Source organism: Klebsiella sp. 141203 (genome assembly GCF_032601985.1).
GTDB lineage: Bacteria > Pseudomonadota > Gammaproteobacteria > Enterobacterales > Enterobacteriaceae > Klebsiella > Klebsiella aerogenes.
Genome location: NZ_JAQIRL010000001.1, coordinates 1410620 through 1430296, shown reverse-complemented (window position 1 = coordinate 1430296; position 19677 = coordinate 1410620). Strand labels below are relative to the sequence as shown.

At 57.7% G+C, this 19677-nt stretch carries 18 protein-coding genes; 15 read left to right on the top strand and 3 right to left on the bottom strand.

The features are described 5' to 3' along the window. Positions 1 to 149: 149 nt before the first annotated feature. The 3 genes from fadI to sixA all read left to right on the top strand — a co-directional run bounded on the left by fadI (position 150) and on the right by sixA (position 4300). A complete protein-coding gene (gene fadI, locus PGR29_RS06825) occupies positions 150 to 1460 on the top strand; it encodes an acetyl-CoA C-acyltransferase FadI (RefSeq protein WP_316424293.1) in 1311 nt (436 codons plus the stop codon). Then, positions 1460 to 3604, top strand: coding sequence for a fatty acid oxidation complex subunit alpha FadJ (gene fadJ / locus PGR29_RS06820; RefSeq protein WP_308958813.1), 2145 nt, complete (start codon positions 1460 to 1462; stop codon positions 3602 to 3604). The genes fadI and fadJ overlap by 1 nt, the downstream gene beginning before the upstream one ends. Before the next feature lie 210 nt (positions 3605 to 3814). Continuing rightward, positions 3815 to 4300: a phosphohistidine phosphatase SixA gene (sixA, locus tag PGR29_RS06815; RefSeq protein WP_045391518.1), complete on the top strand. Its 486-nt coding sequence runs from the start codon at positions 3815 to 3817 to the stop codon at positions 4298 to 4300. 25 nt (positions 4301 to 4325) lie between these two features. Here sixA and smrB read toward each other — a convergent pair whose 3' ends face one another. Next, entirely contained in the window at positions 4326 to 4877 is a 552-nt protein-coding gene (smrB, locus tag PGR29_RS06810) for an endonuclease SmrB (RefSeq protein WP_101705203.1), read from the bottom strand. Positions 4878 to 5043: 166 nt separating this feature from the next. Between smrB and prmB the strand changes: the two genes are divergently transcribed. Genes prmB through PGR29_RS06780 form a run of 6 tightly spaced genes read left to right on the top strand, consistent with a single transcriptional unit; the run spans position 5044 to position 9601 of the window. Beyond that, complete coding sequence (prmB, locus tag PGR29_RS06805; protein ID WP_026612250.1) at positions 5044 to 5976, top strand: 50S ribosomal protein L3 N(5)-glutamine methyltransferase; 933 nt, start codon at positions 5044 to 5046, stop codon at positions 5974 to 5976. Positions 5977 to 6016: 40 nt separating this feature from the next. Continuing rightward, positions 6017 to 7102, top strand: coding sequence for a chorismate synthase (gene aroC / locus PGR29_RS06800; protein ID WP_087860091.1), 1086 nt, complete (start codon positions 6017 to 6019; stop codon positions 7100 to 7102). A 3-nt stretch (positions 7103 to 7105) separates the two neighbouring features. Further along, a complete protein-coding gene (gene mepA / locus PGR29_RS06795) occupies positions 7106 to 7930 on the top strand; it encodes a penicillin-insensitive murein endopeptidase (RefSeq protein WP_015706180.1) in 825 nt (274 codons plus the stop codon). After that, positions 7930 to 8739 (top strand): sulfite exporter TauE/SafE family protein, encoded by an 810-nt coding sequence (locus PGR29_RS06790; RefSeq protein ID WP_087860092.1) that lies wholly within the window; start codon positions 7930 to 7932, stop codon positions 8737 to 8739. The genes mepA and PGR29_RS06790 overlap by 1 nt, the downstream gene beginning before the upstream one ends. Next, positions 8739 to 9287 carry an elongation factor P hydroxylase gene (locus PGR29_RS06785; protein ID WP_063422045.1) on the top strand — a complete coding sequence of 183 codons (549 nt, stop codon included), beginning with the start codon at positions 8739 to 8741 and terminating at the stop codon, positions 9285 to 9287. The genes PGR29_RS06790 and PGR29_RS06785 overlap by 1 nt, the downstream gene beginning before the upstream one ends. Before the next feature lie 32 nt (positions 9288 to 9319). Next, positions 9320 to 9601 (top strand): YfcL family protein, encoded by a 282-nt coding sequence (locus tag PGR29_RS06780; protein WP_045391507.1) that lies wholly within the window; start codon positions 9320 to 9322, stop codon positions 9599 to 9601. A 368-nt stretch (positions 9602 to 9969) separates the two neighbouring features. Here PGR29_RS06780 and mnmC read toward each other — a convergent pair whose 3' ends face one another. Then, entirely contained in the window at positions 9970 to 11958 is a 1989-nt protein-coding gene (gene mnmC / locus PGR29_RS06775; RefSeq protein ID WP_316424292.1) for a bifunctional tRNA (5-methylaminomethyl-2-thiouridine)(34)-methyltransferase MnmD/FAD-dependent 5-carboxymethylaminomethyl-2-thiouridine(34) oxidoreductase MnmC, read from the bottom strand. A 158-nt stretch (positions 11959 to 12116) separates the two neighbouring features. On the opposite strand from mnmC, the gene fabB reads away from it, so the two are divergent. Together fabB and PGR29_RS06765 are read left to right on the top strand one after the other, a co-directional pair. Continuing rightward, positions 12117 to 13337, top strand: a complete 1221-nt coding sequence (gene fabB / locus PGR29_RS06770; protein ID WP_015706178.1) for a beta-ketoacyl-ACP synthase I — start codon at positions 12117 to 12119, stop codon at positions 13335 to 13337. A 138-nt stretch (positions 13338 to 13475) separates the two neighbouring features. Continuing rightward, a complete protein-coding gene (locus tag PGR29_RS06765) occupies positions 13476 to 14651 on the top strand; it encodes an MFS transporter (protein WP_113374314.1) in 1176 nt (391 codons plus the stop codon). A 42-nt stretch (positions 14652 to 14693) separates the two neighbouring features. Here the strand turns inward: PGR29_RS06765 and flk are convergent, their stop codons facing one another. After that, positions 14694 to 15677 (bottom strand): flagella biosynthesis regulator Flk, encoded by a 984-nt coding sequence (flk, locus tag PGR29_RS06760; RefSeq protein WP_316424291.1) that lies wholly within the window; start codon positions 15675 to 15677, stop codon positions 14694 to 14696. A gap of 109 nt (positions 15678 to 15786) precedes the next feature. On the opposite strand from flk, the gene pdxB reads away from it, so the two are divergent. The 4 genes from pdxB (at position 15787) to PGR29_RS06740 (ending at position 19522) form a co-directional block, all read left to right on the top strand. Next, positions 15787 to 16923, top strand: a complete 1137-nt coding sequence (gene pdxB / locus PGR29_RS06755; protein ID WP_087860097.1) for a 4-phosphoerythronate dehydrogenase PdxB — start codon at positions 15787 to 15789, stop codon at positions 16921 to 16923. Between the two features lie 62 nt (positions 16924 to 16985). Beyond that, positions 16986 to 17999: an aspartate-semialdehyde dehydrogenase gene (locus PGR29_RS06750; RefSeq protein ID WP_045364476.1), complete on the top strand. Its 1014-nt coding sequence runs from the start codon at positions 16986 to 16988 to the stop codon at positions 17997 to 17999. Then, positions 17999 to 18811 (top strand): tRNA pseudouridine(38-40) synthase TruA, encoded by an 813-nt coding sequence (gene truA, locus PGR29_RS06745; RefSeq protein ID WP_015365552.1) that lies wholly within the window; start codon positions 17999 to 18001, stop codon positions 18809 to 18811. Before PGR29_RS06750 ends, truA begins: the two co-directional genes overlap by 1 nt. Positions 18812 to 18862: 51 nt before the next feature. Further along, positions 18863 to 19522, top strand: coding sequence for a DedA family protein (locus PGR29_RS06740; RefSeq protein ID WP_015365553.1), 660 nt, complete (start codon positions 18863 to 18865; stop codon positions 19520 to 19522). Positions 19523 to 19677 lie beyond the last annotated feature (155 nt).

Genomic DNA, 19677 nt, shown 5'->3' with positions numbered 1-19677 from the left:
TAACGCCTCTTTCCAGAGGCGTTATCTTTTCTATTCAATGTGTTTTGGCTCCCACTTTTTCTCTTCCCCGATTGGCTTAATGTAAAAAATTAGTTAAGACTAGTTATCAGGTCAGACCACTTGGTTTTATCGGTTAACAGGGGAGAGTTATGAGTCAGGCATTACCGCTTATCACCCGTCAGGGCGATCGCATTGCCATTGTCAGCGGTTTACGTACCCCATTTGCCCGTCAAGCGACGGCGTATCACGGCGTTCCGGCCGTTGATCTGGGAAAAATGGTCGTCGGCGAAATGCTGGCGCGCAGTGAAGTTCCCCCGGAAGTGATTGAACAGCTGGTTTTTGGCCAGGTCGTGCAGATGCCGGAAGCGCCGAATATTGCTCGAGAAATTGTCCTTGGCACCGGAATGAATGTGCATACCGACGCCTATAGCGTCAGCCGCGCTTGCGCCACCAGTTTCCAGGCGGTAGCCAATATTGCCGAAAGCCTGATGGCCGGCACTATCCGCGCGGGCATTGCCGGCGGCGCTGATTCCTCCTCCGTTCTCCCTATTGGCGTGAGTAAAAAACTGGCCCGCACCCTGGTGGATGCCAATAAAGCGCGCACGCTTGGTCAGCGGCTAAAACTCTTTTCCCGCCTGCGTTTGCGCGATCTTTTACCGGTGCCGCCTGCGGTTGCGGAATATTCAACCGGTCTGCGGATGGGCGACACCGCTGAACAGATGGCGAAAACCTGGGGCATCAGCCGTGAAGATCAGGACGCGCTGGCGCTGCGTTCGCATCAGCTTGCCGCCCGCGCCTGGGAAGAGGGAAAACTGGCCGCCGAGGTGATGACGGCCTATGTGCCGCCTTATCGCGAGCCGCTGGAACAGGACAACAATATTCGTAAAAATTCAACCCTGGCGGATTACCAGAAGTTACGTCCGGCGTTCGATCGTAAACACGGCAGCGTGACGGCAGCAAACAGTACGCCGCTTACCGACGGCGCCGCCGCGGTGATCATGATGACCGAATCCCGGGCCAAAGAGCTGGGGTTAACGCCGCTGGGCTATCTGCGTAGCTATGCTTTCACCGCTATTGATGTCTGGCAGGATATGCTGCTGGGCCCTGCGTGGGCGACTCCGCTGGCGTTGGATAGGGCGGGAATTACCCTTGCAGACCTTACGCTAATTGATATGCATGAAGCTTTCGCCGCGCAGACGTTGGCGAATTTACAATGTTTAGCCAGCAATCGTTTCGCCCGGGAAGTTCTGGGGCGCCCACAGGCGACCGGGGAAGTCGATGCCAGCAAGTTCAACGTGCTGGGTGGTTCCATCGCCTACGGACACCCCTTCGCGGCGACCGGTGCGCGCATGATCACCCAGACGCTGCATGAACTCCGGCGCCGCGGCGGCGGATTTGGTCTGGTTACCGCCTGCGCGGCGGGTGGTTTAGGTTCCGCTATGGTTCTGGAGGCCGAATAATGGAAGCGGCAACAGCTTTTACGCTTGAAATTCGCCCGGATAATATCGCCGTTATCACCATCGACGCGCCCGGCGAAAAGATGAATACCCTGAAAGCCGAGTTCGGCGGCGAAGTGCGGACGATTATCCGTCAGCTCCGTGAGAACAAAGCGCTGCGCGGCGCCGTATTTATCTCCGCTAAACCCGACAACTTTATCGCCGGCGCGGATATCAACATGATTGCTCGTTGTACCAGCGCCTCAGAAGCCGAAGCGCTGGCGCGCCAGGGCCAGCAGATCATGGCCGAGATCAACGCGCTTTCTATCCCGGTGATTGCCGCCATTCACGGCGCCTGCCTTGGCGGCGGCCTGGAGCTGGCGCTGGCCTGTCATGGGCGAGTCTGTAGCGATGATGATAAAACGCGCTTGGGATTGCCGGAAGTACAACTGGGGTTGCTACCGGGCTCCGGCGGCACTCAACGCCTGCCGCGGCTGATTGGCGTCAGTACGGCACTCGAAATGATCCTCACCGGTAAACAATTGCGTCCGCGTCAGGCGTTGAAAGCCGGGCTGGTGGACGATGTTGTCCCGCAATCGATATTGCTGCGGACCGCGGTTGAGCTGGCGCTACAGGGCCGGCCGGCGAGCCGAACTGTACCGGTGCGCGAACGGGTACTTGCCGGGCCTCTGGGGCGTCAGCTGCTGTTCCGCATGGTGGCGAAAAAGACCCGGCAAAAAACGCAGGGTAATTACCCGGCGGCAGAACGTATTTTACAGGTGATAGAAAACGGGCTGGCGCACGGCTGCAGCAGCGGTTACGCCGAAGAGGCGCGAGCGTTTGGCGAACTGGCGATGACGCCGCAATCGCAAGCGTTACGTTCTATTTTCTTTGCCAGTACCGATCTGAAAAAGGATCGTGGCGCCGAGGCTGACCCCGCTGCGCTGAATAGCATCGGTGTGCTAGGCGGCGGTTTAATGGGGGGCGGTATTGCTTACGTCACCGCCTGTAAAGGCGGGCTGCCGGTACGCATAAAAGACATTCAGGCGAAAGGCATCAATCATGCGCTTAAGTACAGCTGGGATCTGCTGGATAAGCAGGTGCGTCGCCGCTATCTGCGCGCCAGTGAACGCGATCGTCAGCTGGCGCTGATTTCCGGCGCTACGGATTATCATGGCTTTGCCCATCGCGATGTGGTCATCGAAGCGGTGTTTGAGGATCTGGCGCTCAAGCAGCGGATGGTGGGCGAGATCGAACAATGCTGCGGGCCGCAGACGATCTTTGCCTCCAATACCTCATCGCTACCGATCGGCGAGATCGCGGCTCAGGCCGCCCGGCCAGAGAAGGTAATTGGTCTGCACTTTTTCAGCCCGGTCGAAAAAATGCCGCTAGTTGAGGTTATCCCGCACGCAACGACCGATGAGCAAACCATCGCCACGGTGGTGAAGCTGGCGAAGTTGCAGGGGAAAACGCCGATCGTGGTTGCCGACCGTGCCGGTTTTTATGTTAACCGTATTCTGGCGCCCTATATCAATGAAGCCATGCGCCTGCTGCTGGAAGGTGAGCCGGTCGAACATATTGATAATGCATTGGTAAAATTTGGTTTCCCGGTTGGACCTATTCAGTTGCTGGATGAAGTCGGCATTGATACCGGCACTAAGATTATCCCGGTACTGGAGAGCGCTTTTGGTGAACGTTTTAGCCCGCCTGCAAACATCATTGACGCGATTTTGAAGGACGATCGCAAAGGGAGAAAAAATAATCGCGGTTTCTATCTTTATGAGACAAAAAGGCGTAAAAGCAAAAAACGGGCTGACCCGGCTATTTACCCATTATTGGCAGTAGCAAGTCCGCAGGCGCGTTTGTCTGCTCAGCAGGTCGCTGAACGCTGCGTGATGATGATGCTCAACGAGGCGGCGCGCTGTTTTGATGAACAGATCGTACGTAGCGCGCGTGATGGCGATATTGGCGCCGTCTTTGGTATAGGTTTTCCGCCGTTTCTCGGCGGCCCGTTCCGCTATATGGATAGCCTCGGCGCGGGTGAAGTCGCCGCAATCTTGCAGCGTCTGGCCGCACAGTACGGCCCTCGTTTTTCTCCGTGCGACACCTTATTGCGCATGGCCGAGCAGGGGGCGACCTTTTGGCCCACTGGTGAACGGACGACCTAAGTTATGGTCAAAAGAAGGTAAATCCAACGTTGGCTGGCGCTGTTGATTGGCGGTTTTGTAAACAAATATTGACTATACTTACGCCATTGAGGTAAAAAACAGCGTTTCATTCGTTGGATGGATCAGGCACAATGCCCGGCCACCGGGTCGCCTGCGTATTGTTTACGCAGAGCGAGTTGCGGTGATTCTGGTTAACAAAAGCGGTGCAATATGCAAGTTTTTATCATGCGTCACGGCGACGCTGCCCTCGATGCAGCCAGTGACTCCGTTCGTCCCTTAACCGTTTGCGGTTGTGACGAATCTCGTCAGATGGCAACCTGGCTGAAAGGTCAAAAAGTGGATATTGAGCGGGTGCTTGTCAGCCCTTACCTGCGTGCAGAGCAAACTCTGGACATAGTAGGGGAGTGCATGAACCTGCCGAAAGATGTCGACGTGATGCCGGAACTCACGCCATGCGGCGATGTTGGGATGGTTAGCGCTTACCTTCAGGCGCTGGCGAATGAAGGCGTGAAAACGGCGCTGGTCGTTTCACACCTGCCGCTGGTGGGGTACCTCGTCTCAGAGCTGTGCCCGGGGGAAACGCCCCCGATGTTTACTACTTCAGCGATTGCCTGCGTCACCCTCGACGCCGACGGCAAGGGCGAATTCACCTGGCAGATGAGCCCCTGCAATTTGAGAATGGCGAAAGCCATCTAAGGCTTTCCCCCCTCGGAGCTTCCGCTTACGGAAGCTCCGGCGGCAACCACTCTTCAACTTCAATCAGTACTAATAGCGCGGCATCGCCGCCGTACTCTTTTGGTGCCTGATGGAACGCCATAATATGCGGATGTTGCGCCAGCCACAGCGGCGTTTGCTGCTTGAGGATATGTTTGCCGTGTCCGTGCATCACGCAGGCGCAGAAGATATGTTCGCGGCGGCAGGCGGCAATCAGCGCGCCTAATTCTTGTTTCGCCTGCTGCTGGGTTAAACCGTGCAGATCGAGAAACAGCTCCGGCGAATAGTCGCCGCGGCGCAGCTTTTTCAGCTCAAAATGGCTGACATCCGCGCGCACGTACTTCATCGCGCCTTCCGTATTGAGCAACGGCTGAAATTCGTCGGAAAAATAGTGGCTGTTATCCACCTGTTCCTGCAGCAATCGCTTAGGCGGAACCTCGCTGAGCTTCTTGCGCTGCGGGCGGTGTACGATAGTGTCCTGTTTAATTTGCCGGGTGCCGGTCATTAGCTGGCGGAACAGCGCCTGATCCTCCGCGCTTAGCGGTGTTTTCTTTTTCATTGCCCAATCTCACTATTTCTTTTCGCTAGTTTACCCGACTCGCCCGCGCTTCAGGCAAGGAAAACCTATTTTTCCCCACCCCGGCTGCGCAAGAATGCTGATTTATCGCCGCCGTCGTGGCAAACTAGCCGCCGAATTTATAGCAGAGCGTGCCCTGGAGGATTGCGTGGATAAAATTTTTGTTGATGAAGCGGTCAATGAGTTGCAGACCATTCAGGACATGCTGCGTTGGGCGGTAAGTCGTTTTAGCGCCGCCAACATCTGGTACGGTCATGGTACCGATAACCCGTGGGATGAGGCCGTACAGCTGGTATTACCCTCGCTGTACCTGCCGTTAGATATACCGGAAGATATGCGCACCGCGCGCCTGACTTCCAGCGAAAAACATCGTATCGTCGAGCGCGTGATTCGCCGCGTCAACGAACGTATTCCCGTCGCTTACCTGACCAACAAAGCGTGGTTCTGCGGACATGAATTCTATGTCGATGAGCGCGTGCTGGTACCGCGCTCGCCGATTGGCGAACTGATCAATAACCAGTTCGCCGGGCTGATAAACCATAAACCGCAGCATATTCTCGATATGTGTACCGGGAGCGCCTGCATTGCCATCGCCTGCGCCTATGCCTTCCCGGAAGCCGAAGTCGACGCTGTCGATATCTCCCCGGACGCGCTGGCCGTTGCGGAACATAACGTTGAAGAACATGGCCTGATTAACCAGGTTACGCCGATCCGCTCCGATCTGTTCCGCGATCTGCCAAAGCTGCAGTACGATCTGATCGTGACCAACCCGCCGTACGTTGATGAAGAAGATATGGCCGATCTGCCCGATGAATATGAGCACGAGCCGGTTCTGGGTCTGGCTTCCGGTAGCGATGGCCTGAAGCTGACGCGCCGTATTCTTGGCTGCGCGCCGGATTACCTCAACGATGACGGTATTCTGATTTGTGAAGTCGGTAACAGCATGGTACATCTGATGGAGCAGTACCCGGACGTGCCGTTCACCTGGCTTGAGTTTGATAACGGTGGTGATGGCGTCTTTATGCTGACTAAACAGCAGCTCATTGACGCGCGCGCGCATTTCGGCATTTATAAAGACTAAAAAAACAACACGCAAACATAACGAAAAGAACGGAGCCGTGATGGCAGGAAATACAATTGGACAACTCTTTCGCGTCACCACCTTCGGCGAATCGCACGGCCTGGCGCTGGGCTGCATCGTCGACGGGGTGCCGCCAGGCATTCCGCTGACCGAAGCCGACCTGCAGCACGACCTGGATCGCCGTCGCCCTGGGACATCGCGCTACACCACCCAGCGCCGCGAACCGGACCAGGTGAAAATCCTCTCCGGCGTCTTCGAAGGCGTGACCACCGGCACCAGCATTGGCCTGCTGATTGAGAACACCGATCAGCGTTCCCAGGACTACGGCGCTATCAAAGATGTGTTCCGTCCGGGACATGCGGATTACACCTACGAGCAGAAATATGGCCTGCGCGACTATCGCGGCGGCGGGCGTTCGTCTGCGCGTGAAACCGCGATGCGCGTGGCGGCCGGGGCGATTGCCAAAAAATTCCTCGCGGCCAAATTCGGTATTGTGATCCGCGGCTGCCTGACGCAGATGGGCGATATTCCGCTGGCTATCAAAGACTGGGATCAGGTTGAGCAGAACCCATTCTTCTGCCCGGATCCGGATAAAATCGACGCGCTGGATGAACTGATGCGAGGCCTGAAAAAAGAGGGCGACTCTATCGGCGCGAAGGTGACGGTCGTGGCTGACGGCGTACCGCCGGGTCTCGGCGAGCCGGTATTCGACCGCCTGGATGCCGATATCGCCCACGCGCTGATGAGCATCAACGCGGTGAAAGGGGTAGAAATCGGCGATGGTTTTGAGGTGGTTAAACTGCGCGGCAGCGAAAACCGCGACGAAATCACCAAAGCCGGCTTCCAGAGTAACCACGCCGGCGGCATTCTTGGCGGTATCAGCAGCGGCCAGCAAATTGTTGCTAACATCGCGCTGAAGCCGACCTCCAGTATTACCGTTCCCGGTCATACGATTAACCGCTTCGGCGAAGAAGTCGAAATGATCACCAAAGGGCGTCACGATCCGTGCGTCGGCATTCGCGCGGTTCCTATCGCCGAGGCCATGCTGGCTATCGTGTTAATGGATCACTTTATGCGTCAACGCGCGCAGAATGGCGACGTGACGACATCAATTCCACGCTGGTAACCGATGAAAAATACCGTTATCGCACTGCTGGCGCTTTTGGCCAGCACCGCCAGCCTGGCGGCGACGCCGTGGCAGAAAATATCCCAGCCGATTAGCGGCAGCGCCCAGTCTATTGGCGCGTTTGCCAATGGCTGCATCGTCGGCGCCCAGCCGCTACCGCTGAACTCCCCTGATTACCAGGTGATGCGTACCGATCAGCGTCGCTACTTCGGCCACCCGGATCTCGTGCAGTTTATTCAGCGACTGAGTTTGCAGGCGCACAATAAAGGTATGGGGACGGTGCTGATTGGCGATATGGGCATGCCTGCCGGCGGGCGCTTTAACGGCGGCCACGCCAGCCATCAGTCGGGCCTGGATGTTGATATTTTCCTGCAACTGCCGCAGACCCGCTGGACCTCCGCGCAACTGCTGAAACCACAGGCGCTGGACTTAGTCGCCCGCGATGGCAAGCGGGTGGTACCCTCACTGTGGAGCCCGCAAATCAGCAACCTGATTAAAATGGCTGCGGAAGATAACGATGTGACGCGTATTTTCGTCAATCCGGCTATCAAACAGCAATTGTGCCTTGATGCCGGTAACGATCGCCAATGGCTACGCAAAGTTCGCCCGTGGTTCCAGCATCGCGCCCACATGCACGTGCGCCTGCGCTGCCCGGCGGGCAGCCTCGAGTGCGAAGATCAAGCGCCGCCGCCGGCTGGCGATGGCTGCGGAGCCGAGCTGCAAAGCTGGTTTGAACCGCCTAAACCTGGGTCAACCCCACCTGTGAAGAAGACGCCGCCTCCGCTGCCGCCTTCCTGCCAGGCGCTACTGGATGAGCATCTTCTCTAATGGATAGTTTTGCCGAGCTGTTTATGGTGTCGCCAATGGTGCTGGTGGCGCTCTTTTTTGTCGCGATTCTTGCCGGATTTATTGATTCCTTAGCCGGCGGCGGCGGGTTGTTAACCGTCCCGGCGCTGATGGCGGCGGGTATGCCGCCCGCTCAGGCGTTGGCGACCAACAAGTTACAGGCCTGCGGCGGTTCCATTTCCGCGACGCTCTATTTTATCCGTCGTAAGGTAGTGAATCTCGCCGATCAGAAACTCAATATTCTGATGACTTTTATCGGCTCGACGGCGGGCGCGCTGCTGGTGCAGCACGTGCAGTCCGATATTTTGAAGCAAATCCTGCCGCTGCTGGTGATTGGCATCGGGCTGTACTTTTTGCTGATGCCTAAGCTCGGGGAGTCCGATCGTCAGCGTCGCCTGTATGGCTTGCCGTTCGCGCTGGTCGCTGGCGGCAGCGTGGGTTTCTACGACGGTTTTTTTGGCCCCGGCGCCGGTTCGTTTTATGCGCTGGCCTTTGTGACGCTCGCCGGGTTTAATCTCGCGAAATCAACCGCTCACGCCAAACTGCTAAACGCCACCTCTAATGTTGGCGGCCTGCTGCTGTTTATTATTGGCGGCAAAGTGATTTGGGCCACCGGTTTTGTGATGATGGCCGGACAGTTTATCGGCGCTCGCGCCGGTTCGCGGCTGGTGCTGAGCAAAGGACAGTCGCTGATTCGGCCGATGATCGTCATCGTCTCCGCGGTGATGAGCGCTAAACTTCTTTACGACAGCCACGGGGCTGAGATTTTGCAGTGGTTGGGAATTCACTAATGCAACAGCAACACCATTATCAGCAGTTGGTCGAGATCTTCGACGGCTGCTTCGCCGATGATTTTAATACCCGTCTGATTAAAGGCGACGACGAACCGATCTATCTTCCTGCAGATAGCGAAGTGCCATACAACCGGATCGTGTTTGCTCACGGCTTTTACGCCAGCGCGCTGCACGAAATATCCCACTGGTGTATCGCCGGCAAGGCGCGGCGCGAGCAGGTGGATTTTGGTTACTGGTACTGCCCGGACGGCCGCGATGCGATGACGCAAAGCAAGTTCGAAGACGTCGAGGTCAAGCCACAGGCTTTTGACTGGTTGTTCTGCACGGCGGCGGGATTTCCGTTTAACGTCAGCTGCGACAACCTCGAAGGCGACTTTGAGCCTGACCGCATCGCCTTTCAACGGCGAGTGCATGCTCAGGTGATGACCTATCTGCAAGAGGGGATCCCTGAGCGTCCGGCACGCTTTATTCGCGCGCTGCAACAGTATTATCAAACGCCGCCGCTGACGGCAGAACAATTTCCGTGGCCGGAAGACCTGCACTAAAGCCACGTTCTACAAATGAAAGAGGAAAGACGATGATCGCGGAGTTTGAATCACGCATTCTGGCGTTAATTGACGATATGGTAGACCACGCCAGTGATGACGAACTGTTTGCTGGCGGTTATCTGCGCGGCCACCTGACGCTGGCGGTGGCTGAGCTGGAAGGGGAAGGGGAGCACTCGGCACAGGCGATTAACGACAAAGTCGCCAGCAGCCTGGAAAAGGCCATCAGCGCAGGCGAACTGTCGCCGCCGGATCAGATTCTGGTGCAAGGGATGTGGAATAACCTGTACCAGCAGGCGAAAAATCAGGCCTGATAAATGATGTCATCCGGATGAGGCGTTAGCCGACATCCGGAAACTCTCCCCGGTGGCGCTGCGCTTACCGGGGCTACCTGGCTGTAGATACTGTTATCGGTTTGCAACTTTTATCTTGAGAAAGCATTTATCTCGTTTCGCTCCAGAGTATCTTGCGCTCCCGGTTAATTCTTCTGCAATATGTTTTCCGTGGCGCAGAGAGCGCACAGGGCCTTCCGGGCTACCAAATCGCACAGCGCTGTAGCCCCGGTAAGCGGCAGCGCCACCGGGGGTTTTTAGGCCACCAGCGCCGGCAGTTTTAGCCAGCGTAGTGAATAAATTTACGGCAGACCGCACGGACCGTAGGCCGGATAAAGCGCAAGCCGGCGTTATTTTACCGCTTTTCCCTTCAGCAGTTTTCTCACCCATAGCCGATTCGGATTTAGCGCCGCGAGGGTTTCGCTATCCAGCGGTAGCGGTTCTTCACTCATCTGCGCGGCCAGTAGTTCGGCGCTCAATGGCGCGGTGCACAGCCCACGTGATCCCAATGCCGCGAGCATAAACAGATTGTGGTAGACCGGCGCGCTGTCGACATTTTCCTGCTGTTCGTGAAGCGTGGCGTACTGCGTCAACGTTTTCTCATAATCCGGAACGTTGCCCACCATCGGCAGGTGATCGCGGGTGGCGCAGCGTACGCCGCAGCGAGCGTCGTTGCCGCTAACATCCACCTCTTTTGCCCATGCCGCCTGCGGGAAACAATCAATCAGGCGCTGGCGATTTTGCCACTGATCTTCGGCGCTGAAATCGGTATCCGTCTTGCCGCGATGATAGCTGGCGCCAATACAATGTTGCTGATTCACGGGATTCTGCGGCGTCAGATAGCCGTCATAGCATAACACCTGGCGCAGGGCGGAAAGCCCCGGCGTGGTGGGGATATGGCTAACCTGGCCACCGACCGGATAAGCCGGCAACTGCCCGGTCTGGGCAAAATCAGTCAGGCGATGTCCGTTCGCCAGTACTACCGCCTGATGACGATGCTGCTGATTGAGCAACCAGCCGTCGCCCTCCGCGCTGAGCGTTTCGACGGGATAACCGTAGTGGCTGCGTAGTCCCTGCGTCGCCGCCAGCGACAGCAATTCTGCCGTCAACTGCTGCGGGCACAGCCAGCCGCCGGCCGGATAGGTGATGCCGCCGCAGCCGGTATCAACGCCGGTAAGTTCAGCAACTTGCTCCGCCGTTACCGCGCGGGCGACCTCTTCTGGTAAATCTGACGCCAGCATTTGGGTGATTTTCTGCGTGCTTTTTTCATCCCAGGCGAGTTGGGTTACGCCGCACCATTGATGATCGAATTCCACTGGCAACGCGTCGTAAACGCGGCGCGCGAAAGTGAACGCCGCCGGGAAAAAGCGCGCCAGCGAAGGGTCGTGCTGGCTTAATAGCGGATACAGCGCGCCCTGGCGATTGCCGGATGCGCCGCTGGCGGGCGCATCGTCAGCGCAGTACAACGTCACCTGCCAGCCGCGGCGCAGCAGCGCTAGCGAGAGCAGGGCGCTGGCGACACCTCCGCCGATTACCGCCGCTTCGCGCGATTGACTACCGCTGCGGGCAAACCATGGCGTCCGCGCCAGCGTCGGAACGTCAGCGGTCAATTCGCCGATTAACATTTCGCGCTTGCGGCCAAAGCCTTTGCGCTTTTGCATGCTAAAGCCGGCCTCCTGCAGCCCGCGGCGCACGAAGCCTGCGGAGGTAAAGGTCGCCAGCGTGCCGCCGGGGCGGGCCAGGCGCGCCATGGCGGAAAACAGCCCCGGCGTCCACATATCCGGGTTTTTCGCCGGCGCGAAGCCGTCGAGGAACCAGGCGTCGACCTGGCGGTTGAGCGAATCATCAAGCTGGTCGGTAAGCACGTTGATATCGCCAAACCATAAATCCAGCGTGACGCGGCCATCGTCGAGCAGCAGGCGGTGGCAGCCAGCGATTGGCAGCGGCCACTGCGCCTGTAGCTGTTCAGCCCATGGCGCCAGTTCCGGCCAGTGTTGGTGCGCCAGGCGCAGGTCGTCGGCCTTCAGCGGAAATTTTTCAAAACTGATGAAATGTAATCTTTGCAGCGTAGCCTGCGGATTATCGCGACGAAAAACAGCAAACGCCTGCCACAGCGTCAGGAAATTGAGCCCGGTGCCGAAGCCGCTCTCCGCGACGATAAACAGCGGACGCGGGTGGGTTGGGAAACGGCTATCAAGCTGGTTGCCGTTGAGAAAAACGTAGCGCGTCTCTTCCAGACCGTTGTCATTAGAAAAATAAACGTCGTCAAAATCTCGGGAAACAGGTGTACCCTCAGCGTTGAATTCCAGGTTGGCGGGTTGTATGGCGTTTTGTTTCACGTAAGTTACTCGAATCACAAGGCGTAGCGCGATCTTAACGATGTGTGCCAGAAGGCGCAAATTTATACACAAAATGGCTGATCGGACTTGTTCGGCGTACAAGTGTACGCTATTGTGCGACTCGAAACTTAAAATAGTGCGACTTACAGAGGTATTGAATGAAACGTGCAGTGATTACTGGCTTGGGCATCGTTTCCAGCATCGGTAATAACCAGCAGGAAGTCCTGGCATCTCTGCGTGAAGGACGTTCAGGGATCACTTTCTCTCAGGAGCTGAAGGATTCAGGAATGCGTAGCCACGTATGGGGCAACGTCAAACTGGATACCACGGGCCTCATTGACCGCAAAGTAGTGCGCTTTATGAGCGACGCATCCATTTATGCTTATCTGTCCATGGAGCAGGCGGTAGCCGACGCCGGTCTGGCGCCGGAAGCATACCAGAACAACCCGCGTGTCGGCCTGATTGCAGGTTCCGGCGGCGGTTCCCCGAAATTCCAGGTCTTCGGCGCCGATGCCATGCGTAGTCCGCGTGGTCTGAAAGCCGTGGGCCCATACGTTGTGACTAAAGCGATGGCTTCTGGCGTATCCGCCTGCCTCGCCACGCCGTTTAAAATCCACGGCGTCAACTACTCTATCAGCTCCGCTTGCGCCACTTCCGCACACTGCATCGGTAACGCGGTAGAACAGATTCAGCTGGGCAAACAGGACATCGTCTTTGCCGGCGGCGGCGAAGAGCTGTGCTGGGAAATGGCTTGCGAATTCGACGCCATGGGCGCGCTGTCCACTAAATACAACGATTCTCCGGACAAAGCGTCCCGTACCTATGATGCGAACCGCGACGGTTTCGTTATCGCGGGCGGCGGCGGCATGGTCGTGGTTGAAGAGCTGGAACACGCGCTGGCGCGCGGGGCGCATATTTATGCGGAAATCGTCGGTTACGGCGCGACTTCCGATGGCGCGGACATGGTTGCTCCATCTGGCGAAGGCGCAGTGCGCTGCATGCAGATGGCGATGCACGGCGTTGATACTCCGATCGACTACCTGAACTCCCACGGCACTTCTACTCCGGTAGGCGACGTGAAAGAGCTGGGCGCTATCCGCGAAGTCTTCGGCGACAACAGCCCGGCTATCTCCGCCACCAAAGCGATGACCGGCCACTCTCTGGGCGCCGCAGGCGTACAGGAAGCCATCTACTCTCTGCTGATGCTGGAGCACGGTTTTATCGCGCCAAGCATCAACATCGAAGAGATGGACGAGCAGGCTGCCGGCCTTAACATCGTCACCAAACCGACCGATGCTCAGCTGACCACCGTGATGTCCAACAGCTTCGGCTTCGGCGGCACCAACGCGACCCTGGTTATGCGTAAATACAACGCCTAATCGGTAAGAGTCAGCAAAAGGGGAGCCCGAGGCTCCCCTTTTTTTGACGTCTTGACAGCGCCCGGCAAGAGCAGGCAAATTGCTCGCCATCATTCTCATTCCATCTTCTCGCCTTGCTCTGCAAAACTGGGGTAACGCATGTCCGCAGCGACAAAAACGATAAACAACGCTTCAGAGAATCTTTCGCTATTTCGCATTACCTTTGCGGTTTTTCTGACCTATATGACCGTGGGGTTACCGTTACCGGTTATCCCGCTATTTGTGCACCACGATCTCGGCTTTGGCAACACACTCGTCGGCGTGGCCGTCGGCATCCAGTTTCTCGCCACGGTCTTAACCCGCGGTTATGCCGGGAGACTGGCCGATCAGTACGGCGCGAAACGCTCGGTGCTGCAAGGAATGTTGGCTTGTGCTCTGGCCGGCTGTGCCTGGCTGGCGGCGGCGCTGCTGCCGGTGCCGGTGATGGCCAAATTTGGCCTGCTGGTGCTGGGACGTTTGATTCTCGGTTTTGGTGAAAGCCAACTGCTGACCGGCAACTTAAGCTGGGGACTAGGGCTGGTTGGCCCGCGGCGTTCCGGTAAAGTGATGTCGTGGAACGGCATGGCGATGTACGGGGCGCTGGCGGTGGGCGCGCCGCTGGGGCTGCTGATTTACAGCCGCTTCGGCGTGGCGACGCTGGCCTGCGTTACGATGGCGCTGCCGCTGCTGGCGTGGGCGATTAACGGCACGGTCCGTAAAGTTCCCGCCCACGGCGGCGAACGTCCTTCGCTATGGAGCGTCATCGGTATGATCTGGCGTCCGGGGGTTGGCCTCGGTCTGCAGGGCGTCGGATTTGCGGTGATCGGCACCTTTGTTTCGCTCTATTTCGCCAGCCACGGCTGGGCGATGGCCGGCTTCACGTTGACCGCGTTTGGCGGCGCTTTTGTCCTGATGCGTATTCTGTTCGGCTGGATGCCGGATCGCTTCGGCGGCATTAAGGTGGCGATAGTTTCACTGCTGATTGAAGCTATCGGCCTGACGCTGCTGTGGCAAGCGCCGGGCGCCTGGGTGGCGCTGGCGGGCGCGGCTTTGACCGGTTGCGGTTGCTCGCTTATCTTCCCGGCATTGGGCGTTGAGGTAGTCAAACGGGTTCCGGCTCAGGTTCGTGGCACCGCGCTGGGCGGCTATGCCGCGTTTCAGGATATCTCTTACGGCGTCACCGGCCCGCTGGCTGGCCTGCTCGCGACCTCGCTTGGCTATGCTTCCGTGTTCCTGGCCGGGGCGATTTGCGCGGTATTGGGGATTGTGGTCACTCTGTTGACGTTACGTAAATAAATACATAACGGCGGCTATCAGGCCGCCGTTATTCTTTTAGGCTTACAGCACCAGCCACAGCAGAATAATCACTACCAGCAGCGCAATTGCCACCGTCCACGCTTTTTTGCTATACACCGCATGGGGGGCGGGCAGCGGCTCGACCGGGGTAATTGCCATTGTCGCCTGGGCGCGGGCCACGCGTAGCGCAAAGACTTTATTTAATAGCGTTAGCACCTGTGGGCTGGTTAAGGTCGTCGTTGGCGTTACCTGCCAGCTGCTTTGCGCGAAATCGGTGATTTTCTGCCACTCCTGCGCCTCCAGCGGTTGCTTAAGCGCTGCCTGCAGCGAATTCATCGTCGGCGCGGTTTGCGCGCTCAGCGTTTGTCGCGCCTGCAGCCAGTATGAGAGCGGGGTGAAGTGGGTGGCGGGGATCAGCTCGCCGGATTTCACGCCGCACAGCTCAAGCATTGATTGCCAGATAAGCTTGCTCGATTCGCCGGTTGCGGCGGCCAGTTTGGTCACTAACTGATTCAGGGTGTTATGTTCCGCCGGCAGCAAAGGGCGCAGCGTCGGCGTCCGCTGCTGCGGCTGCGGGATCGCCAACTGGCCGTTTTGCAGCAGATGCAGCACGTTCTCCAGCTGCGCCTGGGTTAGCGCATGCAGCACGGTTTGACCGTGATTCTGGCGGATATAATCGCTCACCGCCTGACGGTTATTTCCCTGAGTCAGCAGTTCGCTGAGCTGGGCGAGAATTTGCCGATGGTGGTGGTTTTGCTGAGCGATACTTAAGCGCTGATTCAGGTTGCTCTCAGCCGCGCTGAAATGGCTCGCCAGCAGCGGCGTGTCGCCTTTCAGACCCAGATCGTGCTTCACGCAGGCCCACACTTCGGCGTTTTGCTGCGATGTCAGCGTCACCAGACGCGTTATCAGCCGCTCCAGAACGGTGCGTTGCTGCATGGTGAGCGCATTTGGGCCCACGGCGGATGCGCCGGATGGGCCAGTCCCCGGAGGGCGATCGGACATACCTGAAACGGGTGGTGTCATGATGAATCCTTACCGTAGTACTGTACTTAAGCCGGGTGATGATGTTCCTGGCGGCCAGATTATGGCACACTTCCCCGGTTTACTCTCGTTCTCAGACAGGTACTGAACCGTGAAAATCCTCGTTGATGAAAATATGCCCTATGCGCGTGAGCTTTTTAGCCGTTTGGGAGACGTACAGGCCGTTCCCGGTCGTCCCATTCCGCAGGAAGCGTTAACCGACGCCGACGCGCTGATGGTGCGTTCCGTCACTAAGGTGAATGAAGCGCTGCTCTCCGGTAAGGCGATTAAGTTTGTCGGCACCGCCACCGCAGGTACCGATCATGTCGATCAAGCGTGGCTGCAGCAGGCGGGGATTGGCTTTTCCGCCGCGCCGGGCTGCAATGCGATCGCGGTGGTGGAGTATGTTTTCTCGGCGCTGCTGATGCTCGCCGAGCGCGACGGATTCGCGCTGGCTGATCGTACCGTCGGTATCGTCGGCGTCGGCAACGTTGGCGGGCGTTTGCAAAAACGTCTGGAAGCGCTGGGAATTAAAACATTACTCTGCGATCCGCCGCGCGCCGATCGTGGCGATGAAGGCGACTTCCGCACCCTGGACGAGCTAGTGCAACAGGCGGATATCCTGACTTTCCACACGCCGTTGTTTAAAGACGGGCAGTATAAAACGCAGCATCTGGCCGATGAAGCGCTGATTAGCCGCCTGCAGCCGGGGACTATCCTGATTAACGCCTGCCGTGGTCCGGTGGTGGATAATGCGGCGCTGCTCAAGCGCTTGCAGGCCGGGCAGCAGCTGAGCGTGGTGCTCGACGTCTGGGAACCCGAACCGGATCTGAATACCGAGTTGCTGGCGCGTGTCGATATCGGTACCTCGCATATCGCCGGTTATACCCTTGAAGGCAAAGCGCGCGGCACCACTCAGGTGTTTGAAGCCTATAGCGCGTTCATTGGTCATCCGCAGCAGGTGGCGCTGGATACGCTACTGCCAGCGCCGGAATTTGGCCGCATCACTCTGCACGGCCCGCTCGATCAGGCGACGCTGAAAAGGCTGGTTCATTTGGTGTATGATGTGCGCCGCGATGATGCGCCGTTGCGTAAAGTGGCAGGCATTGCCGGCGAATTCGACAAGCTGCGCAAAAATTATCAGGAACGCCGCGAATGGTCGTCCCTGTACGTACAGTGCAGCGATGAAAAAGCAGCGACGCTGCTGCGTCAGCTCGGTTTTAATGCCGTACATCATCCTGTTCGTTAATATCTTCTTAATGCCCCTGTTGGATAATCCGGCAGGGTCGCTATTTTCTGGAGTACACCACCATGTCTGAAGGCTGGAATATTGCCGTACTGGGCGCAACCGGCGCCGTAGGCGAAGCCCTGCTTGAAACCCTTGCTGAACGCCAGTTTCCGGTAGGCGAAATTTATGCGCTGGCGCGCAATGAAAGCGCGGGCGAACATCTGCGTTATGGTGGCAAATCGGTCATCGTGCAGGACGCCGCCGAATTTGACTGGACCCAGGCCCAGTTGGCCTTCTTCGCCGCGGGCGTCGAAGCCAGCGCGGCGTATGTCGAAGAAGCCACCAACGCCGGTTGTCTGGTTATCGATCTTAGCGGCCTGTTTGCGCTGGAGCCGGACGTGCCGCTGGTGGTGCCGGACGTCAACCCGTTCGTGCTCGGCGACTACCGCAACCGTAACGTGATTGCGGTACCAAACAGCCTGACCAGCCAGCTGCTGACGGCGCTGAAACCGCTTATCGATGATGGCGGCCTGTCGCGTATTACCGTTACCAACCTGCTGTCTGCCTCGGCGCAGGGGAAAAAAGCGGTCGATGCGCTGGCGGGGCAGAGCGCGAAACTGCTGAACGGTATTCCGATTGATGAAGACGATTTCTTTGGTCGCCAGCTGGCTTTCAACATGCTGCCGATTCTGCCGGATCGCGAAGGTAGCGTGCGCGAAGAACGACGTATCGTCGATGAAGCGCGCAAAATTCTGCAGGATGACGGCCTGATGATTTCCGCAAGCGTCGTGCAATCGCCGGTCTTCTATGGCCATGCGCAGATGGTGAATTTTGAAGCGCTGCGTCCGCTGGCGGCCGAGGAGGCGCGCGACGCCTTTACCCGCGGCGAGGATATTGAGCTTTCCGAAGAGGGCGAATTCCCGACGCAGGTCGGCGATGCTTCCGGAAACGCGCGTCTGTCCATCGGCTGCGTGCATAACGATTACGGCATGCCCGAGCAGATTCAGTTCTGGTCGGTGGCCGATAACGTCCGCTTTGGCGGCGCGCTGATGGCGGTGAAAATCGCCGAGAAACTGGTTCAGGAGTATTTGTACTGATGTCTGAACCACAGCAGCAGCCGGTGTATAAAATCGCGCTGGGCATCGAGTACGACGGCAGCAAATACTACGGCTGGCAGCGGCAAAACGAAGTGCGCAGCGTGCAGGAAAAGCTGGAAAAGGCGCTGTCGCAGGTAGCGGCCGAACCGGTACACGTATTCTGCGCCGGGCGTACCGACGCCGGCGTTCACGGTACCGGCCAGGTAGTGCACTTTGAAACCCGCGCCCAGCGTAAAGACGCCGCCTGGACGCTGGGCGTAAATGCGAATTTACCTGGTGACATCGCCGTGCGTTGGGTGAAGCATGTTGCGGACGATTTTCACGCCCGCTTCAGCGCGACGGCCCGTCGTTACCGCTACGTCATCTATAATCACCGCCTGCGTCCGGCGGTGTTGAGCCAGGGGGTGACGCATTATTACCACCCTCTGGATGCCGGGCGGATGCATCGCGCCGCGCAGTGTTTGATTGGCGAGAATGACTTCACCTCGTTTCGCGCGGTGCAATGTCAGTCGCGCACGCCGTGGCGTAACGTGATGCATATCAACGTGACCCGTCATGGCGCTTATGTGGTGGTAGATATCAAAGCGAACGCTTTTGTTCATCATATGGTAAGGAACATCGTCGGCAGCCTGATGGAAGTAGGCGCCGGAAACCAGCCAGAGAGCTGGATTGCAGAACTGCTGGCGGCGAAGGACCGGACTCTGGCTGCCGCGACGGCGAAAGCGGAAGGATTGTATCTGGTGTCGGTGGATTATCCGGCCCATTTCGACCTGCCGGTGATGCCGATGGGCCCGCTGTTTTTGGCGGACTAATATCAGCGCCCCCGTAACAGGGGGCGGTTGTCACTAAAGGCTAAGACAAATATGGACCTGATTCATTTTTTGATTGATTTCATCCTGCATATTGATGTGCACCTTGCGGAGCTGGTCGCGCAGTATGGCGTCTGGGTTTACGCCATCCTGTTCTTGATTCTGTTCTGCGAAACCGGCCTGGTGGTGACGCCGTTCCTGCCCGGAGATTCTCTGTTGTTCGTCGCCGGCGCGCTCTCCGCGCTGCCAACGAACGATCTCAACGTACACCTGATGGTTGCGCTGATGGTCATTGCCGCCGTTGTTGGCGATGCCCTGAACTACACCATCGGTAGATTGTTCGGCGAAAAGCTGTTCAGCAATCCGAACTCGAAGATTTTCCGTCGCAGCTATCTCGACAAAACCCATACCTTCTATGAACGCCACGGCGGCAAAACCATCATCCTCGCGCGTTTTGTGCCGATCGTCAGAACCTTTGCGCCGTTTGTGGCGGGAATGGGTCACATGTCCTATCGTCATTTTGCGGCGTACAACGTGGTTGGCGCGCTGCTGTGGGTACTGCTGTTCACCTACGCCGGGTATCTGTTTGGTGATTTACCGATCGTACAGGAAAACCTGAAGCTGCTGATCGTGGCGATTATCGTCCTGTCGGTACTGCCTGGCGTTATCGAAGTGATTCGCCACCGCCGGGCGGCGGCAAAGCAGGCTAAATAGGCCCTTAGCGGCATTTTCGCCGGGCGTTGCTATGACGTCCGGCGCGCAAAGTGTGAGCGGTTCGACCACTTTTTTATCCCATGTTACGGGATGTTATGATTTAATGTGCAACATTCATGGTCTGTGAGGGGCAAAAGTGGCATTATGCGCCCCTT

Excerpts from the sequence above, each read along its gene's own strand:
- fadI (WP_316424293.1), top strand. The coding sequence starts at position 150 with ATGAGTCAGGCATTACCGCTTATCACCCGTCAGGGCGATCGCATTGCC.
- fadJ (WP_308958813.1), top strand. The coding sequence starts at position 1,460 with ATGGAAGCGGCAACAGCTTTTACGCTTGAAATTCGCCCGGATAATATC.
- sixA (WP_045391518.1), top strand. The coding sequence starts at position 3,815 with ATGCAAGTTTTTATCATGCGTCACGGCGACGCTGCCCTCGATGCAGCC.
- smrB (WP_101705203.1), bottom strand. The coding sequence starts at position 4,877 with ATGAAAAAGAAAACACCGCTAAGCGCGGAGGATCAGGCGCTGTTCCGC.
- aroC (WP_087860091.1), top strand. The coding sequence starts at position 6,017 with ATGGCAGGAAATACAATTGGACAACTCTTTCGCGTCACCACCTTCGGC.
- mepA (WP_015706180.1), top strand. The coding sequence starts at position 7,106 with ATGAAAAATACCGTTATCGCACTGCTGGCGCTTTTGGCCAGCACCGCC.
- PGR29_RS06790 (WP_087860092.1), top strand. The coding sequence starts at position 7,930 with ATGGATAGTTTTGCCGAGCTGTTTATGGTGTCGCCAATGGTGCTGGTG.
- PGR29_RS06785 (WP_063422045.1), top strand. The coding sequence starts at position 8,739 with ATGCAACAGCAACACCATTATCAGCAGTTGGTCGAGATCTTCGACGGC.
- PGR29_RS06780 (WP_045391507.1), top strand. The coding sequence starts at position 9,320 with ATGATCGCGGAGTTTGAATCACGCATTCTGGCGTTAATTGACGATATG.
- fabB (WP_015706178.1), top strand. The coding sequence starts at position 12,117 with ATGAAACGTGCAGTGATTACTGGCTTGGGCATCGTTTCCAGCATCGGT.
- PGR29_RS06765 (WP_113374314.1), top strand. The coding sequence starts at position 13,476 with ATGTCCGCAGCGACAAAAACGATAAACAACGCTTCAGAGAATCTTTCG.
- flk (WP_316424291.1), bottom strand. The coding sequence starts at position 15,677 with ATGACACCACCCGTTTCAGGTATGTCCGATCGCCCTCCGGGGACTGGC.
- PGR29_RS06750 (WP_045364476.1), top strand. The coding sequence starts at position 16,986 with ATGTCTGAAGGCTGGAATATTGCCGTACTGGGCGCAACCGGCGCCGTA.
- truA (WP_015365552.1), top strand. The coding sequence starts at position 17,999 with ATGTCTGAACCACAGCAGCAGCCGGTGTATAAAATCGCGCTGGGCATC.
- PGR29_RS06740 (WP_015365553.1), top strand. The coding sequence starts at position 18,863 with ATGGACCTGATTCATTTTTTGATTGATTTCATCCTGCATATTGATGTG.